This is a genomic window from Mucilaginibacter gossypiicola (genome assembly GCF_900110105.1).
Lineage (GTDB): Bacteria > Bacteroidota > Bacteroidia > Sphingobacteriales > Sphingobacteriaceae > Mucilaginibacter > Mucilaginibacter gossypiicola.
This window is the reverse complement of the sequence record NZ_FOCL01000008.1, coordinates 59,943-76,685: the sequence shown is the minus strand read 5'-3', so window position 1 is coordinate 76,685 and position 16,743 is coordinate 59,943. Positions and strand designations below refer to the sequence as shown.

The 16,743-nt window shown below is 41.9% G+C and carries 15 protein-coding genes and 1 tRNA gene; 12 read left to right on the top strand and 4 right to left on the bottom strand.

What is annotated here, in order from left to right; genetic code table 11:
• Positions 1 to 164: 164 nt before the first annotated feature.
• Entirely contained in the window at positions 165 to 737 is a 573-nt protein-coding gene (locus BMX50_RS23560) for a porin family protein (protein WP_091215167.1), read from the top strand.
• A 203-nt stretch (positions 738 to 940) separates the two neighbouring features.
• Here BMX50_RS23560 and BMX50_RS23555 read toward each other — a convergent pair whose 3' ends face one another.
• The 3 genes from BMX50_RS23555 to BMX50_RS34635 form a co-directional block, all read right to left on the bottom strand.
• A complete protein-coding gene (locus BMX50_RS23555; protein ID WP_091215164.1) occupies positions 941 to 4,363 on the bottom strand; it encodes a ThuA domain-containing protein in 3,423 nt (1,140 codons plus the stop codon).
• 208 nt (positions 4,364 to 4,571) lie between these two features.
• Positions 4,572 to 4,964 carry a DUF1801 domain-containing protein gene (locus BMX50_RS23550; protein WP_091215057.1) on the bottom strand — a complete coding sequence of 131 codons (393 nt, stop codon included), beginning with the start codon at positions 4,962 to 4,964 and terminating at the stop codon, positions 4,572 to 4,574.
• A 328-nt stretch (positions 4,965 to 5,292) separates the two neighbouring features.
• A tRNA-Asp gene (locus tag BMX50_RS34635) sits at positions 5,293 to 5,403 on the bottom strand.
• A 152-nt stretch (positions 5,404 to 5,555) separates the two neighbouring features.
• On the opposite strand from BMX50_RS34635, the gene BMX50_RS23545 reads away from it, so the two are divergent.
• From BMX50_RS23545 to BMX50_RS23495, 11 genes are all read left to right on the top strand, one after another.
• Positions 5,556 to 6,032, top strand: a complete 477-nt coding sequence (locus BMX50_RS23545; RefSeq protein WP_090532141.1) for an Lrp/AsnC ligand binding domain-containing protein — start codon at positions 5,556 to 5,558, stop codon at positions 6,030 to 6,032.
• Between the two features lie 639 nt (positions 6,033 to 6,671).
• A complete protein-coding gene (locus BMX50_RS23540) occupies positions 6,672 to 7,610 on the top strand; it encodes an FAD:protein FMN transferase (protein ID WP_091215054.1) in 939 nt (312 codons plus the stop codon).
• Between the two features lie 185 nt (positions 7,611 to 7,795).
• Positions 7,796 to 8,134, top strand: coding sequence for a hypothetical protein (locus BMX50_RS23535; protein ID WP_091215051.1), 339 nt, complete (start codon positions 7,796 to 7,798; stop codon positions 8,132 to 8,134).
• 25 nt (positions 8,135 to 8,159) lie between these two features.
• Complete coding sequence (locus BMX50_RS23530; RefSeq protein WP_143065246.1) at positions 8,160 to 9,032, top strand: hypothetical protein; 873 nt, start codon at positions 8,160 to 8,162, stop codon at positions 9,030 to 9,032.
• Between the two features lie 9 nt (positions 9,033 to 9,041).
• On the top strand, positions 9,042 to 9,725 hold the full coding sequence (locus tag BMX50_RS23525) for a response regulator transcription factor (RefSeq protein WP_091215045.1): 684 nt from the start codon (positions 9,042 to 9,044) through the stop codon (positions 9,723 to 9,725).
• Positions 9,726 to 9,729: 4 nt separating this feature from the next.
• Positions 9,730 to 11,064, top strand: a complete 1,335-nt coding sequence (locus BMX50_RS23520) for a sensor histidine kinase (protein WP_091215042.1) — start codon at positions 9,730 to 9,732, stop codon at positions 11,062 to 11,064.
• 257 nt (positions 11,065 to 11,321) lie between these two features.
• Entirely contained in the window at positions 11,322 to 12,002 is a 681-nt protein-coding gene (locus BMX50_RS23515) for a YiaD family glycine zipper/OmpA-like lipoprotein (protein WP_091215039.1), read from the top strand.
• A gap of 169 nt (positions 12,003 to 12,171) precedes the next feature.
• The gene (locus BMX50_RS23510) at positions 12,172 to 12,561 is read left to right on the top strand and encodes an HYC_CC_PP family protein (RefSeq protein ID WP_091215036.1); all 390 of its coding nucleotides are present in this window, start codon (positions 12,172 to 12,174) and stop codon (positions 12,559 to 12,561) included.
• A gap of 68 nt (positions 12,562 to 12,629) precedes the next feature.
• Positions 12,630 to 13,130, top strand: a complete 501-nt coding sequence (locus BMX50_RS23505; RefSeq protein WP_091215032.1) for a heavy-metal-associated domain-containing protein — start codon at positions 12,630 to 12,632, stop codon at positions 13,128 to 13,130.
• A 23-nt stretch (positions 13,131 to 13,153) separates the two neighbouring features.
• A complete protein-coding gene (locus BMX50_RS23500) occupies positions 13,154 to 13,954 on the top strand; it encodes a hypothetical protein (protein ID WP_143065245.1) in 801 nt (266 codons plus the stop codon).
• Between the two features lie 12 nt (positions 13,955 to 13,966).
• The gene (locus tag BMX50_RS23495; RefSeq protein ID WP_091215024.1) at positions 13,967 to 15,361 is read left to right on the top strand and encodes a hypothetical protein; all 1,395 of its coding nucleotides are present in this window, start codon (positions 13,967 to 13,969) and stop codon (positions 15,359 to 15,361) included.
• A 223-nt stretch (positions 15,362 to 15,584) separates the two neighbouring features.
• Here the strand turns inward: BMX50_RS23495 and BMX50_RS23490 are convergent, their stop codons facing one another.
• Positions 15,585 to 16,502 carry a hypothetical protein gene (locus BMX50_RS23490; protein ID WP_091215020.1) on the bottom strand — a complete coding sequence of 306 codons (918 nt, stop codon included), beginning with the start codon at positions 16,500 to 16,502 and terminating at the stop codon, positions 15,585 to 15,587.
• Positions 16,503 to 16,743: the final 241 nt, after the last annotated feature.

The window sequence follows — 16,743 nt, the reverse complement described above, 5'->3', positions numbered from 1 at the left end:
AAATACCAAGTTGCTATGTTTAAATGTTTGGCTCAGGTATTGATAATGTATAATACGGCTCAAATATGGGCCAGGTTATAAACCAAAATAAATTAATAGCGTAAAGCCGTATACAATTTAAAGGATAGCGTGCGTTTATGGCTTTACATTTAACATCGAAAATCATGAAAAAGTATCTATTAAGTGCAGTATTACTGATAGCTGTAAGCATCAGTGCCAAAGCACAATTTTCATTAGGCGTAAAAGGAGGTGTCAACTTTTCAAAAATTGGCTCCGATAACTTTAGTGACAAAAACCTCACCGGTTACCAAGCCGGGTTATTCGCCCGTGTAGGTAACAGCGTTTATTTACAGCCAGAGCTTTACCTGAGCGGTACAGGCGGTAAGTTTGAATCAAATGATAACAATACCGCTTTTAGTGGTAAGGTAAGGTTCACTAATTTGAATATGCCATTATTAGTGGGTAAATCATTCGGCGAAAAGGATTTGAACTTCCGTATTATGGCCGGACCTATTTATACCTACACGCTTGATCAAAGCACCAGTCTTGGCAATAATATCAGCAATGCCGCGAATGACTTTAATAAGAGCAACCTTGGCTTCCAGGCCGGTGCCGGTGTTGATATCGGCTCTATTACTGCCGATTTACGCTATGAAGGTGGCCTAACCAAGGTAAGTGATAGCTTTGCCAAGCGTCAAAACCTTTGGGCGCTGAGTGTAGGCTTTAAGATTTTTTAAGCTTGAAGTTCGTGCGGACACGAACTTTGGGGAATACAAGAACGGCCCGGCAGGTTAACCTGCCGGGCCGTTCTTGTATAATATCGCTCTGTCTTTTAAAAAATGTCATTGCGAGCGATAGCGTGGCAATCGCATGCTTTACAGGGCCGCTTAGCCTCCGTGCAGTTGCTTCGTCGTTCCTCCTCGCAATGACATATTTAGGGCTACTTCGCGCTAAACACTACCGACGTTACACCGGCTGTCATAGCCGCTTTACTTGCCGGTTTGTACACAAAGAACAGCTTATGCATTTGGCCATCCGTTACCGGTGTAAGCACCAGGTGAACAGCGCCGCCCTTAGCATCCTTAGCCGGTACCGGCATACTGCCTTTACCAACAACAGCGCCTGTTTCCGAATCAAGCCTCAACTCAAAATTAAGCGGAGCGGTTGGTGGCGCCTGCCAGAAATTGGTTAGGTTGATAGAGCGTACGCCTGTTAAATCGATATTCTCCAGTTCAAACCAGCCGTCGGTACCCGGATAGATCATCAGGTTCATGCCATTGTATTTAAAGGCGGTAAACCCGTTGAATTTTTCGGTGCCTTTAAATTGATAGGTACTACTGTTTAATGATACAATGCTGCTTCCGGTTAATTTCTTAATATCATTGCCGCCATCATCAGTGTATTTAGCCGATAATACCAGCGCTGCCGACTGTTGCTTTTCGGGCGGAGCAGGCAAAATAGTACCCGATGAGGCCAGTGATGGCTTTTGATCACTGTTATCAAGCGAAAGCACCCAGTTAATGATCTGATCAAGGTCGCCCTGTTTGATATTTGGATGGGCAGACATTGCAGTTTCACCCCAAACACCTGCGCCGCCTTTGATTACCTTTTGGGTAAGCTTGGCCATAGCGTTAGGGTCTTTTTTGTATTTGGCAGCAACCTGTACAAATGACGGACCTATTGATTTGCCATCTTCCTTATGGCAGCTTTTGCAATCCATAGTTAGCATGAGTGTTTTACCGCGGTTTTCAGGCTCGCCTTGTTCATGCTGAGCCGCTGATTGCGCCTTGTCGAAGCCTTCAATATAATCAAGTGCTACATAAATACGTTTCGGATCAACTTTTTTGGTATCCGGGCCATCAGTTACGTTAACAGCATATTTGAACGGTACGCCCGGCAGATAGAATGACTTATTGCCGCCGCTTATATTGATGCTAACAGTTGGTTGCTCGTTGCCTGCATAAACACTAACCGGTGCGCTTTTGCTTGCTGCACCTTTATCGTCTTTTGCTTCAACAGTAATTTTGTAATCACCAACTGTTGTATAAGTATAGCTAAGCGATGGTGTGGTTGTTTCTTTAGTTACACCATTGCCCAGATTCCAGGTGTAAGAAATATTATCTTTTTCCGGATCGGTGGCTTTAGCAGTCAGCTTAACAGTAAACGGCAATACACCCGATGTTTTATCAGCCTTGAAAGATGAAATTTCGGGAGGACGGTTTCCGGCGATATAGTCAATGCGGAACAGACCTGCATCGGGATTATGTGAAAACCAGCCACTGCCATACTCCAAACCATAAAGCCTGCCATCCGGGCCAACCTCCATATCAATCATGGAGTTTACCTTCAGTTTTGGGAAGAAAGGTTCCATTTTATCAAAATCACCTTCAGGAGTTAGGCTTACAGCTTTTATCCAGCCACGCATCCAGTCGTATGCTAAAAACTTGCCATTATAATAATCAGGCAGGCGGGTTTCTTCAGGGAACATATCGGTATAATAAACCGGACCAGCCATAGCGTTACGACCACCTGTACCAACCTGCGGGAAATCGGCAGATGGGCCATAAGGGTACCAGATAAATGCCGGTTGTGCCGGCGGCAGATCGGTTAAGCCGGTATTGTTCCGCGAATTATTAACCGGGTGTTTAGGATCAAAAGCCGGGCCCGATTTGCCTGTGGCATAATCATAAAGGTGGTATGGCTTGTTATCGCCTACAAAGTATGGCCAGCCAAAGTTACCCGCTTTTTTAGCCTGGTTAACTTCATCATAACCCATTGGGCCGCGGTTATCTAAACTATCATTATGCGCATCCGGGCCTACTTCGCCCCAGTACAGGTAGCCATTTTTCTGGTCAACCGAAATGCGGTATGGGTTCCTGTCGCCCATTACATAAATTTCAGGACGGGTTTTTGGGGTGCCTTTCGGGAACAGGTTGCCTTCCGGAATTTCATATGTACCGTCATCCTTAAGATTAATGCGCATAATTTTACCGCGCAGGTCATTGGTGTTACCTGCCGAGCGGCGGGCATCATACTGCAAATGACCTGGCCGGTCATCCAACGGAGCATAACCACTGCTTACATATTTTTGTCCTTTTTCATCAAACGGCGTTGAGTTATCGCCAGCAGAGAAGAACAGGGTTTTATCAGGCCCCGGCCCAAAGGCTATCGAGCCACCTGTATGGCAGCAGATATCGCGCTGCGCTTTTACTTCCAAAATAACTTTTTCGGTTTTTTTATCCAATGTGTCGTTTTTGAAGGTAAACCTCGAAAGGCGGTTTACCGAACTATCGGCAGGACTATAGTATATATAGATCCAGTTATTTTTTGCAAATTCAGGGTCTTTAGCCAAACCAAGCATCCCCTCTTCGGCATTTACGTTAGGCACGTGGGCTTTCCAGTACACATCAAAAAAACCAACCTGTTTTACTTTTTGGGTATCGTGCTTGTACAGCATGATCTCACCGCGGCGTTGAATTACCATAATGTCGAGGTTCGGCAATATGGTCATCTCAGTAGGCTCAAAAAACTCACCTGTTGATAATTGTGTTTTCTTGAAACGGTCTTCGTCTGGTGGCAGCTGGGTTTTGGCTTTGCCATAGTCCAGTTCTTTATTATCGCCTATGGCGTATTTAATGCCGGCAAGCAGCATTTTCAGATAGCCGGCTTCTTTGTAACTTTCGTCGGTATGGCCCATTGCGGTGTAAAATGCACGACCGCCGTCAAAATCATGGAACCAGGTAGCCGGGTGCATGCCCATTCGCTTACCACCTTTATAAGTACTTTCGTCAAGGGTTATCAATACGTGTATATCGCTGGCCAATGGTTTGCGGAAGCTGTAAAACTCGTCAGTACGTTTCCATACTTTGGGTAAATCTTTAGTAGCATCGTTATTGGCATCAACTATATTATAGGTACCCGGCTGTACGTTAGGGTTTTTATCATGAATACCCGGATGGTCATAAAACCAGGCGCCAACCAAACGGCCGTACCAGCCCCAATCGTATTCGGTATCGGCCGCCGCGTGAATACCCACAAAACCGCCTCCGGCTTGTATGTAACGTTCAAAAGCGGCTTCCTGCCTGTAATCAAGCACATCGGCGGTGGTACTTAAAAAAATAACTGTTGAGTATTTTTTTAAAGTATCTTCATTAAACATGGCCGAGTTTTTTGTGGTATCCACATCAAAACCATTCTCTTCGCCGAGTTTTTTAATGGCTACTATACCGGCGTCGATAGATGCATGGTGAAAGCCCATGGTTTTTGAAAAGATAAGTACCCGCGGTTTATTGGGGCGTGTTTTGTTACAGGATAAGTAAATGCAGCTAATTGCCACAAGCACCATCAGGACGATTTTTTTCATATCGGCTTATTGTGGGTTTTGGGTTAATTTGGTTTTGGTTATTGGTGAATTTAGGGTTTGGGCAGCAAGTTACTCAATCGATTGCAATAAATTGCTACCTACCAAATTTATAACTAAATATTTACGAAACAAGACACAATGTGTAAAAATGACACATTATTATTACTGTAATTTTGACGGTTTTGGCTGATTTCATGTATGGTGCAGCTTATTTTCGCTTGCCGTTTTCGAGCATATCAGCAATACTTATAGTTGAGCAATCGGCAATCAGTGCTGAAATTATTTCAAGAGGGATTTCGCTGGAATTATTGAAGTTGATGCAACCTTTTTGGAATTTAGCTGAGGGGAGTAATGCGACATATTTAGCATGCAGCGCCGGGTTCATATAAATAGAGATACAATGAAGCGACATGTAAGCTTTCACAGCAGCGAGCCCATATTTCATGTAACCTCTTTCTTTATAAAGGATCATTTGCTTGCCCATCATGCTTTCAACGGCCGGTACAACTGAATCATCATTGCCGGTAATTAAATGATGAAGGCTTGTTAAAAGCTCCTGCCTTTCTTCAGCTTGTTCTTGAATATAGTCGGATGGTGTCATGAAATTTGGTCTGGTATGCTAATTTACGTTATTTCCGGCTGTTGTTTTGGCTATACAAAACCCTTAAAAACAGCAAAGCCCCTGATGGGCAGGGGCCTTTACTAACCAATTATAAACCTAAATTATGAGAAGAGCTGTAGGAGAAGGAGTCGAACCTTCACGGAGTGGTTATTTTTATTGCTAAAAGTTTCCCAAGATCTCCGCCACCGCGACAAGGAGGTGTGTCTGCCAAAAATTTCACCATCCTACAGTATTGTAAGTCTTAAGTCGTTAGTCTGAAGTTCCAAGTCTTTTGACTTAAGGACTTCTGACTTTGTACTTAAACTTGCTGTTGGGGAAGGATTCGAACCTTCACAGAGTGGTTAGCCCTTACGGGTTTTCCATAATCTCCGCCACCGGGACAAGGAGGTGTGTCTGCCAAAAATTTCACCACCCAACATTGTTTTTCGTTTAAAGAACAGGTAAGCATTTCCCTTTTGCTTGATACAAATTTAATAGGACTATCTATTTCTTGCAAATATTTCAACAAAAATATTTTATTTTTAATCGAATTTTAATTAAACTTGTATTTCAATATAGATATTCAAATTTATGTCCCACAGAAAAGCTCAAAATTTAGAAATTGATAATCTTGATATCCAGATTTTATCAATATTAATGAAAAATGCTACCACTCCGTACACCGAGATAGCTAAAGAGTTGATTGTTTCTGGCGGAACCATACACGTGCGGATGAAAAAGTTAGAGGAGATGGGTGTAATAAAAGGTGCCAGTCTTGAGGTTGATCCACAAAAGTTAGGATATGACATCACTGCATTCCTGGGTATTTACCTCGAAAAAGGATCACAGTATAATGAAGCTGTAAAGCAGTTAAAAACAATTAAAGAAATTGTTGAACTGCATTACACTACAGGCGAATGGAGCATTTTTGCCAAAATTGTATGTCATGATACTACTCACCTGCGCGAAGTTTTGAACGAGCAGATTCAGGGTGTAAGAGGCATTCAACGTACCGAAACCTTTATCTCGCTTGAAGAAAGCATCAGGAGGCAAATAACGCTGGAATAAATTTTTACTCAAATTATTGATGCGCCCAGCCTGGTTTTTACCGGGCTATGGGCGTTTGTTTTTTATAAAAAATAGCTTAACGAACCGGTTCACTGCGGATAATTATCAGTGAAATCCTGAAAAAGCTTAGTGGCATATACTATATAATAGCGATAGTGTGCAGGCCGCGTTAGGGATTGCAGTGAAAAGCCCACAGCGAGTGTAGAGATTGCGGGTAGGAAAGGCGAGGACTTGTAACGGAAAGCCCGGGCCGCAGGCAACGCCCATGGTATAAAATCGACCAGAAATACACACTTAACAATCAACAGCTTACAATCACGTCATTATAAGGCAAGAAGCAATGACACCTTTTTGTTTTTTAATACTGTCTAATAGAGGACAATCTTATAGGTTACCAGCCTCAATACAGCTTCTTCCGCCTGGCGTTTTTGTTCATTTAACCTTTTTTATCATTTAAGTGTTAAAAAATGTCAAAATCAATTAATTACATTAATAAAAAGGTCTTTTTCATCTCAATTTCATAAAGCGCCGGTACTTTAGTTTTTGTAAAGGATTGATGTAGCGTAATTGACCTGTCACTCGTAAGGTACATTACAATACATTTCGTGTTCATTTTTAGATACTTAAAAGACAATTATTATGCTGGCTATAAAAACTTTAACCGATAATTTAACAGTCTACAAACGTAATTTGCGTTTAATGGGCGACAAATTTGAGATTAGTGTAGTGGGTAATAACCCGCTGCTGGCCGATGAGCAAATTGACATTGCCATTGATGAAATTAACAGGGTTGAAAAACTGCTTTCGGCATTTAGCGATGACAGCAGCATCAACCAGATAAACCGCAACGCCGGCATTGCCCCGGTAAAAGCCGACGGTGAAACTTTCAGGCTTATTGACAGGGCTTTGCAAATAGCAGAGCTTACCTACGGTGCTTTTGATATTACCTACCTTGCAGATAGCGCAACTAACGAAAACGACGTTGAAGCTACTTCGGTAAAAACCACAAAACGTACGCTATCACTTGCCAGCTATAAAAACATTGTACTTGACGCTGTTAACCAAACTGTGTTTCTGAAAGAAAAAGGAATGCGCATTGGATTTGGCGCCAACGGCAAAGGGTATGCTGCCGACAGGGCAAAATATGTATTACAACTGAACGGTGTAAGCAGTGGCGTGATCAATTTTGGCGGCGACCTGCTTGCATGGGGCTTACAACCTAATCTGCAGCCATGGACTGTTGCCGATGCCGACAGCACACAGCAAAACCAGCCATTTGCCGATTTAGAGATCAGCAATCTTGCTTTTGCTACTTCAGTTAATGCCGAAAAATATGCAAGCATCAGCAATAAAAAATTCACAAACGTATTTAACCCTAAAAAAGGCTTCCCGGTTAGTGGTATTACAAGTGCAAGTATCCTGAGCCCTACTGCCGAATTTGCCGATGCTTTGGCTACACCAATACTCACCATAGGTGTAAATGCCGGCCTATACATGATCAATCAGCTTAACCAGGTTGCCTGTGTTATCATCGATGATCAAAACAGGGTTTATCCATCAAAAGATATAGTTCTTTAATTTTCAGTAATTAAAGTTATTTCATAAACCTTTCATCATAATTGTGATCTGTTATTATTCAATTGCATCGGCATTTTTACAAGTGCCCCTGCAATTGAATTGTTATTATTGTACCTTTCTCATTTTGGTGTAAACATTTAAATTAACAGTTATTTGAGCCTTATTTTTACTTTTTCCTCTTCTAAATGATAAAGTGGTTTGCGTATATTGTCCTGTTATTGATATTTGCAACACGTATATCATCTGCCAATGCCCTTACAAAAAACATTGATGCACATGCTTATACCGGTAACAAAATGCCGGCTATCGTGTCGTATACTTCATTAGCGACCGACACTACCAAAACAAAAAAGCAACAGGAGGACGAAAAGAAAAAGATCAAAGAAATAGCCAAAGCAAAACGGCAGGCCAAACCAGCTACTGTTGATGATGATGCTGTACCGCCCAAGCCTAAGCCAAAAAGGCAGCGGCGCCCCGAGGGGATGGAGCGCCCACCCGAAATACCAAGGAGAAATGGTAATTAAACAGGTTAAACAGTTAAATATATTGATGAAACACCTTTGCTTACTTCTTTTTATGGCTGCAGCCGGTACCGCCTTTGCCGGGGATACCGATTTGCGCCTTTTTGCCGGTAAGCATTCTTTAGTTGCCGATTCTGATACCATTATTCGTAAACGGTCTGTTTCGGCCGGGGTAAGTTATGGCAGCGATGTGCTGTTTTTTGGTCGTACCGGCCCTATAAAATATCCCTTTGTTACCGCCGACCTGATCTACAATACCAAATCAGGCATTTTTTTATATGGTTCGGCATTTAAGGTTTTGGGCTATGCACCTGTTGATGAGGTTGATTTAGGGGGAGGCTATTTTTATAAATTTTCAAAGGCTTTTTCGGGCTCCGCAAGCTATACCCGGTTCTTTTTTGCACGGGATGCTGCACAGGTTATTAAGTCGGCATCATCTAACGATATCAACTTTAAAAACTCGTATGATTGGAAATATCTGAAAACGAGTGCCGTGCTTGATTATCTTTTTGGTAAATCGAACGATATCTTTTTAACTATCAGCAATTCTAAATACTGGGAAAGCAGCTGGAGTATTTTTGACGATCAGGATTTTCTTTCCTTTAATCCATCATTCAATTTCATCCTGGGTACACAAAACTTTGTTCAGCGTTATTCGCTTGATCATCATTTCAGGGATGAGGCTGCGAATATTTCTATCCAGTATGACCCGCGTTATGCAAGCCGTAACCGCAGGTTCAACATGCTTAATTATAGCTTTAAAATTCCGGTGGCTTACAACCGGCCGCATTATACGTTTGAATTTTCATACAAATATTCAATCCCGGTTAACGTAGAAGGGGTACTACTTAACCGTCGCGAATCATTTTATAACTTAACTTTTTATTACGTTTTTTATTAACCATAATACATGAATGTTTTAATAATAGAAGACGAAACAGCCCTTGCCCACGAACTGGAGATTTTTCTTTCAAACTATAACTACATCTGCGAAGTTTGTTTTGATGGTGCTTCGGCTTCCGAAAAAATTGCCACCAACCTGTATGATTTCATACTGATAGACCTTGGTTTGCCTGATTATGATGGCCTCGACCTACTCCGGGAATCAAAAAAAACTAATTCGGAAGCAGCTTGCATCATACTCACCGCCCGCGCAGAGATCAACGACCGGATCAAAGGCCTTGACCTCGGTGCCGATGACTATCTGCCCAAACCTTTCTCACTGCTTGAATTGCAAAGCCGTATGCAGGCTATCATCAGGCGCAAGTTTGGGGTTAAAAACAACATTATTGAGTTGGGTGGTTTCCTGATCGATCTTACGGCACGCACTATATCCTATTATAACAGCGTTGTTAATACCATCACCAAAAAAGAGTTTGACCTTATAGCCTATTTGATATTACATAAAAACCGTACGCTTACCCGTATGCAACTCAGCGAGCACATTTGGGGAAGTGTGGTAAATAATGATTACGATAGCAATTATATTGACGCACATATAAAAAACATCCGCAAAAAATTAAATGCGTATGCCCCACCCGATTGGCTGGAAACGGTACGTGGTTTGGGCTATAAAATAAAGATCAACGCCTGAGTATTTGAAATTAGGAACAAAACTTACGCTTTTCAACGCCATCTCCAAGCTGGTAATCGTGATACTGTTTGTATTGCTTGTTCCTGTATTGATCAAAAACATCAGTCGAAATTATGTTGATAGTAAACTTATCAAGCAAAAGAACAAGCTGCTTCAAATTGTAAAAAGCAAAGGCATTGAAACTTATATCGAAAACGGAGAAGCTTATGGTAGCTACCTCCCGCTTAAGGAAGAGTACATCAGCTTAGACGAGGTTGACCCTGATTACTTTCTCGACACGATAAAAAGAGGCAAGCGGCTTTTTAGCGAGGGCGATACTTTAGAGTACCGTATATTGAGCCACACTTTTAAGGTTAAAAACAAAAACTACCTGCTTGAGATAGGCAAAAGCGTAGATACATTAGACGAGACCAGCGTTCCGCTGCAAAATATAGCTTTCCAGGTACTACTGGGCATGATCTTGCTTACAGTATTGGCCGACCAGGTGTATTCAACTTACGTGCTTAAACCCCTGCGGCTTATTATCAAAACCAAACTTGTAGGTCAAAAATTCCCGAATTTTCATACTTACCGGCAGGTACGAACCACCACATCTGATTTTCAACATTTGGATATTAGTATCCATAATATGATCGAGACCATTGCCGATAAATTTCATAAAGAAAGGGAGTTTATCTCAAACGCCTCGCATGAGCTCATGACACCAATCTCCATCCTTCAATCAAAAATTGAGAATATGTTTGAAGAGGAGGATATTAATGATGAGCTGAAAGGCAGGTTACTGGAGATGCAAAAGATCCTGAACCGGTTAAAAAGCATCACCAAAACATTGCTGCTTATTTCCCAGATAGAGAATGAACAGTTTTTAAAGGAAGATAAGGTTTCAGTATCGGAACTTTTGCAAGACGTTTATGACGAAATCTCTATCCGTTTACAGGATAAAAATATAGATTATGATATGTCGGTGCCGGATAACTGGCATTTTGTCAATATCAATAAATTTTTACTTTTCAACCTGTTTTTTAACCTTATTAACAATGCCATTAAATACAATAATGAAGGCGGCAGTATTAATGTAACAGGTGTGGCTGTACATAATAAATTTATGATCAGCATAACCGATACAGGTATAGGCATTGCCGAAGATGCCATACCACTGATATTTAACCGTTTCAAAAAATTCAGGCAGTCATTGCAGCAGGATAGTTTTGGATTGGGCCTGCCCATCGTAAAATCAATTGCAGGCTTTCACGATATTGAAATTGAAGTAATTTCTGAAAAAGATAAGGGGAGCACCTTTAAACTTATCATCCCTTCAACCTTAATTGTTGTTTCCTAAAACAACAACCAGACATGTCATGTTGTACTGTATCGAAAATTTTACGACTACTTTGTACTAAAAACCGGGCAGTATTTAAAACACATACAATCCAGCATTCTTTACTTCATTGAAATTAACTTTACTTATCATTAAAAAAATATTGCTGTGATTGATAGGCGATGTTCCTTTAAAGAATATGATTATTAAAACTGCCATCACCCCACTTTGGCATCTGCTTTGTAAAATGTACGGTATAACATAATTATACAAGTACAATGAGAACGCTTAAATTAAAAGTAGCCACCCTTGGCATAGCATTAGCAACAGCAGGCATATTAGGCTCAGGATGTAATTCACTTACAAAAACACAAAAAGGTGCCGCCATTGGTGCAGGTGCCGGTGGTACCGTAGGTGCATTTATTGGTAAGGCCGCAGGCAACACTGCTTTGGGCGCTATCATAGGCGGTGCCGTTGGTGGTACTGCAGGCGCTTTTATTGGCCGTAATATGGACAGGCAGGCTGCCGAAATTAAACAAACGGTACCTGGCGCAACTGTAACCCGCGAGGGCGAAGGCATTTTGGTGAAATTTGATTCAGGTATTTTATTTGATACTAATAAATCAGATTTGAAGCCGGCAGCACAAACTAATCTGCAAAACCTTGCGGCTTCATTGCAAAAGAACCCCGAAACCAACATCACCATCATTGGGCATACAGATAATACTGGCTCTGATAGCTATAACCAAACGCTTTCAGTACAAAGGGCTGATGCTGTAAAATCATACCTGGCTGCAGGCAACGTAGCAACATCACGCATGACAGTAACCGGCAAAGGTGAAAGTGAGCCAATCGCAGATAACAACACCGTTGATGGCCGTGCGCAAAACCGGAGGGTTGAAATCACCATCGTGGCTAACGAAAAAATGAAAGAGCAGGCTAAGCAATCTGCCCAATAATAAAACGAATAATAAGATCAGTTAATAGTTTAATGAGGAAGTCCCCGGCGCAAGGCCGGGGCTTTTTTGTATATGCTAAAATCACTAATTGCACATTTGTTAAGTCATGAATTGTTCAAACTGATAAAAACATTTTGTAATCAACAAGTTAATCACCTACTTTTGTAATATGGTAAAAAGGTCAGGGGCAATATTACTCACTATGCTGTACACAATTACAGTATTGGGCTTTGCTCTTAACTTCCATATTTGCGGTGATTATGTAGCATCTGTAAAAATTGACTCCCCTGCTGTTAACTGTAAAATGGACAAACAGGGCGGCAAAATGAAATGCTGCAAGGATAAGCAGGTTGAAGTAAAAGTGAAGGATGCCCACCAGGGAGAAGCTACTTCATTTTTGGCAAAAATGTTTGGTTTTGAACTGCCAAGCTGGTCGTTTGATAGTTTATTTCCGGCCTTACCAGCCTCTTCATCCGATAAGTTTTACGATCGTGGCCCACCCGATCCACCTGTGCAGGGCATCGCCACATTTATTCGCAACTGTATCTTCCGCATTTGATCTGTTAATTGTTAACCCGGTAAACCTTATCATCAGTTTATTATCTAACAATTAATTACACGATCAACATGAAATCTTTAAAAATATTCATCATCATATTTTCGCTTTCTGTAACCGCAGCTAAAGCTCAATTTACTAAAGCCGAACTACAAGTAAGCGGCCTCACCTGTGCCCTTTGTGCCAAATCAACCGAAAAAGCACTGCGCACACTTCCTTTTGTTGGCGAAATCAAAACTGACCTGATCCGCAATACCTATCTCATTACCTTTAAAAATGATGTGCCTGTAAATTTCGAGCAGATCAGCAAAAAGGTTCAGGGGTCAGGATTTTCGGTAAACAGCTTAAAAGCCACTTTTAACTTTGCCAATACTAAAGTTGCCGAAAATACTTTCAATTATGGTGGCGATACCTATCGCCTGCTTAACGCTGCCGATAAATCATTTACAGGCGATGTAAACTTTACCGTAGTTGATAATGGCTTCGCGCCAAAATCAGTATCCAAAAAATACCTTGGTCAGGTTACCGACACCGCCCCTGCAAGCGGCCGCATTTATCATTTAGCTATATAAGTCCTTCATTTAACACCATTTTTATGAAGAAGATCATATTGGCTATTTGCCTTATGGCAATGGCTCGCCCATTATTTGCGCAGGAGCTGTATGTAAATACAGAGCCTGCCAGCAATATGGCAACCAACTCATTGGGCATCCGTGTTGAAAACCAGGGATACTTTACACCAACGTATAAAAACCGTAGTACTATTGAAGCCATGTATGGCGTTAATCGCCACCTCATGGTACATGGCTCGGTTTACATGTCTGATTATTACAGCAACAACCAGCATTTTGAAGGGGGCAGCGTGTATGCCAAATACCGTTTTCTATCTATTGATACCGTTCAAAAGCATTTTCGGGGAGCATTTTTTGCCAAGCTATCAAATATAAATAACCCGATAGCGAACCGGGAAATTACCTTAGAAGGCGATAACAGCGGTGCGCAAGGCGGTGTAGTTTTCACCCAGCTGCTGCACAAAGTTGCACTTTCAGGTTCCGCAAGTTATTTGCGGGCTTTTAACAACAGCGGAGATTATGAAGTGCCGGTAGATAGGGTGCGCAATGCCGTTGCCTATACCCTATCTGGCGGATATTTACTGCTGCCGCGCAATTATCGCGACTACAAGCAGGTAAACTTAAACCTGTATTGTGAGTTGCTGGGCAAAACAAATCCAGGGCATGGCGAAAGTTATTTGGATGTTGCCCCCGCCCTTCAACTTATCTTCAACAGTACCTGCCGGCTTGATTTTTCGTACCGCACACCTATCTATAATGATATGCAGCGGAACACCAAAAACATGTACCTCATCAGGCTGGAGTACAACTTTTTTAATCTTTAACCCTACTCTGCTATGAAATCATATATTTTGTTCATCATCATGTCCGTGATGTGGGTTAGCACATTTGCTCAACATCATCATGACATGCAGATGAGCGATACGACAAAGAAAAAATTGCGCATGAACAGTACAAAACCCATGGTTATGGATGGCATGGACATGAGCGATATGAAAATGGATACGCCTATGCATCACCATATGATGATGACCAGCCAGTTCTCGCTCGATCTGCCCATGAACCGTGATGGCTCGGGCACTTCATGGGTGCCGGACGAAACGCCAATGTATGCCTATATGATCCACGGCAAAAAGTGGATGAGCATGGTGCATGGCAGTTTCTTTGCCCGTTATAATAACCAGGACCTTTTTAATAAAGGTAATCGGGGAGGAAGCAACAGGATTGATGTACCTAACTGGCTCATGTTCATGACTCAGCGAAAGGTTGGCAATAATGGCTTGTTCTCTATCAATACCATGTTCTCTCTCGATCCGCTTTTGGTTGGTAATGGCGGCTATCCGCTGCTATACCAAACCGGCGAATCATATAAAGGGCAAAAACTGGTTGACAAGCAGCACCCCCATGATCTTTTTGCCGAGTTAAGCGTGGCTTATACCCAGCGTGTGGCTAAGGATGCTGATATCTCCCTTTCGTTTGGCTACCCTGGCGAGCCGGCTTTAGGTCCGCCGGTGTTTATGCACCGGCTTTCGGCCATTAATGATCCGGATGCGCCGCTTGGGCATCATTATCAGGACGCAACGCACATTACCTTCGGGGTGGCAACATTAGGCTTCCGCATCAAAAATGTAAAGTTAGAAGGGTCGATATTTACTGGCCGTGAGCCGGATGAACACCGCTATGATTTCGATAAAATGAGGTTCGATTCATATTCGGCCCGATTATCTTACAACCCATCCAAAGAATGGGCGCTACAGGTATCCGACGGATGGATCCACAGCCCGGAAGAAGCTGAGCCAGCGCAAAATGTAAACAGGTTTACTGCATCGGCCATTCATACCAAAATGTTAGGTAAAAATAGCTACGTGGCAACCACGCTTGTTTACGGACAAAACCATTATTCGGACAACCATAAAACGCAGCCATCTGTTTTATTGGAGAATACTTTCCAGCTTAACAAAACAGCGGTTTATGGCAGATATGAATTTGTGCAGAAAGATGCAGAAGAACTTGACATGCACGATGCCTATCCGCTTAACCCCAACTTTAATATAAACGCATTAACGCTTGGCGTTAACCATATTTTAAGCAGTTTCAAAAACACCAATGTCACCGGCGGTGTGCAGGCTACACTCAACGTTTCACCATCGGCATTAAAACCGCTTTACGGCAGTGCCCCGGTTGGGTTTGAGGTTTATTTAAGGATAAGCCCGGCGCTGATGAAAATGTAAATTCCATGATGTCATTGCTGAAAGCGCAGCGTGGCAATCGCACGGAAGCATGGCCGCCCTGTATAGCATGCGGTTGCCACGCTGCGCTCGCAATGACATGATTTTAAAGCGTTTTTCAAAACAGTATAAGCAAAAAAGAGAAGCCCGGTTTGCTGTAGCAAACCGGGCTTCTCTTTTTATTTCGCGAAATTCGATTTAATTCGAAAAAAATCAGTGTCAATAATTATTTAAGTGTTACACCTGTTTTACCCATAGTACCGCCATCGGCATAAAGCATAATGGTATATGTACCTTTTTGGAATGGTAAGGTTGGGTTGATCCAGTCGATGGTGTATTGCGAGCCATCGTCTTTAAAATCAATTGATGTTTTGTAAGTGTATTGCAGGTCCTGGCCATCGGCACTGAAAGTACCTGAATCAGGTGCGGTGATCAGGTTACCGGTAGGATCTATCACACGTACATAAATGTCATGCATAGCTTTTGTAGCCAAAGTATTGCTGGCCACGGTGAAATTGATCTTTAATTTTTTAGCAGGGTTTGCACGGGTAACATCAACTTCTTTGCCGCTGCCTTTTATTTTATAGGCCACCACATCTGATGTTGCCAGCTTGAGCGCCTGGGCCACTTTAACCTTAGCACCGAGATCTTCATTCTGTTTGGAGAGCGTATCCACCTTTTTGGCCACCGTAGCAAGGTTGGTTTTTAACGTGTCCCTTTCATTGGTGAGCGATGTGTTTTGTTTTTTAAGCTCATCAATATCGGCAGTATACTTGGTTACAAAGTAACGGAGTTGTTTTACATCTTCCTGCACTTTGGCAAGTTCCTGCGCGGTAAGTTTACCTTTAGCCAGTTTGGCCCTTAAAGTTTTGATGGTCGACTTTAACGAGTCGTTTTTAGCGGTTAGCGCGGCGGTCATTTTGGCTTTGCCTGCAGTGACCTGTTCAACCTGCGATTCAAGACTGTCAAGCTCGGTTTGCAGCCTTGTTTGCTCATCATGCTGATAAACTATTTTTTTATCGGAGTTGTTTTTTTGCAGGTACAGATACACATCGGTACCCAATAAAGCAAGCACTACTACAATAAGAAAATAAATGACGTTTGAGTTTTTCTTAGGTTGTTGTTGCCCAGATTGGTTTTCCATAGCAATTAAATGTTAAGTTTTAGCATAGTTAAGCAAGTTGTATAACAAAAGCTTAGCTATTGTGTTTAATTTTTAGCGAAATATCAACTGTTAATTGACGTAAAGCGCTTTCCTGCAAGCATATACAGGTGTGTTTATTTTTAACGGTTAACATATTGAACGTTAAAACACTAAAAATATGATTTAAAAAATTTTATTACATCAATTGTGTTAGGCGTGGTGCTAAAATAAATACAAAATG

Excerpts from the sequence above, each read along its gene's own strand:
- BMX50_RS23560 (WP_091215167.1), top strand. The coding sequence starts at position 165 with ATGAAAAAGTATCTATTAAGTGCAGTATTACTGATAGCTGTAAGCATC.
- BMX50_RS23555 (WP_091215164.1), bottom strand. The coding sequence starts at position 4,363 with ATGAAAAAAATCGTCCTGATGGTGCTTGTGGCAATTAGCTGCATTTAC.
- BMX50_RS23550 (WP_091215057.1), bottom strand. The coding sequence starts at position 4,964 with ATGACACCATCCGACTATATTCAAGAACAAGCTGAAGAAAGGCAGGAG.
- BMX50_RS23545 (WP_090532141.1), top strand. The coding sequence starts at position 5,556 with ATGTCCCACAGAAAAGCTCAAAATTTAGAAATTGATAATCTTGATATC.
- BMX50_RS23540 (WP_091215054.1), top strand. The coding sequence starts at position 6,672 with ATGCTGGCTATAAAAACTTTAACCGATAATTTAACAGTCTACAAACGT.
- BMX50_RS23535 (WP_091215051.1), top strand. The coding sequence starts at position 7,796 with ATGATAAAGTGGTTTGCGTATATTGTCCTGTTATTGATATTTGCAACA.
- BMX50_RS23530 (WP_143065246.1), top strand. The coding sequence starts at position 8,160 with ATGAAACACCTTTGCTTACTTCTTTTTATGGCTGCAGCCGGTACCGCC.
- BMX50_RS23525 (WP_091215045.1), top strand. The coding sequence starts at position 9,042 with ATGAATGTTTTAATAATAGAAGACGAAACAGCCCTTGCCCACGAACTG.
- BMX50_RS23515 (WP_091215039.1), top strand. The coding sequence starts at position 11,322 with ATGAGAACGCTTAAATTAAAAGTAGCCACCCTTGGCATAGCATTAGCA.
- BMX50_RS23510 (WP_091215036.1), top strand. The coding sequence starts at position 12,172 with ATGGTAAAAAGGTCAGGGGCAATATTACTCACTATGCTGTACACAATT.
- BMX50_RS23505 (WP_091215032.1), top strand. The coding sequence starts at position 12,630 with ATGAAATCTTTAAAAATATTCATCATCATATTTTCGCTTTCTGTAACC.
- BMX50_RS23500 (WP_143065245.1), top strand. The coding sequence starts at position 13,154 with ATGAAGAAGATCATATTGGCTATTTGCCTTATGGCAATGGCTCGCCCA.
- BMX50_RS23495 (WP_091215024.1), top strand. The coding sequence starts at position 13,967 with ATGAAATCATATATTTTGTTCATCATCATGTCCGTGATGTGGGTTAGC.
- BMX50_RS23490 (WP_091215020.1), bottom strand. The coding sequence starts at position 16,502 with ATGGAAAACCAATCTGGGCAACAACAACCTAAGAAAAACTCAAACGTC.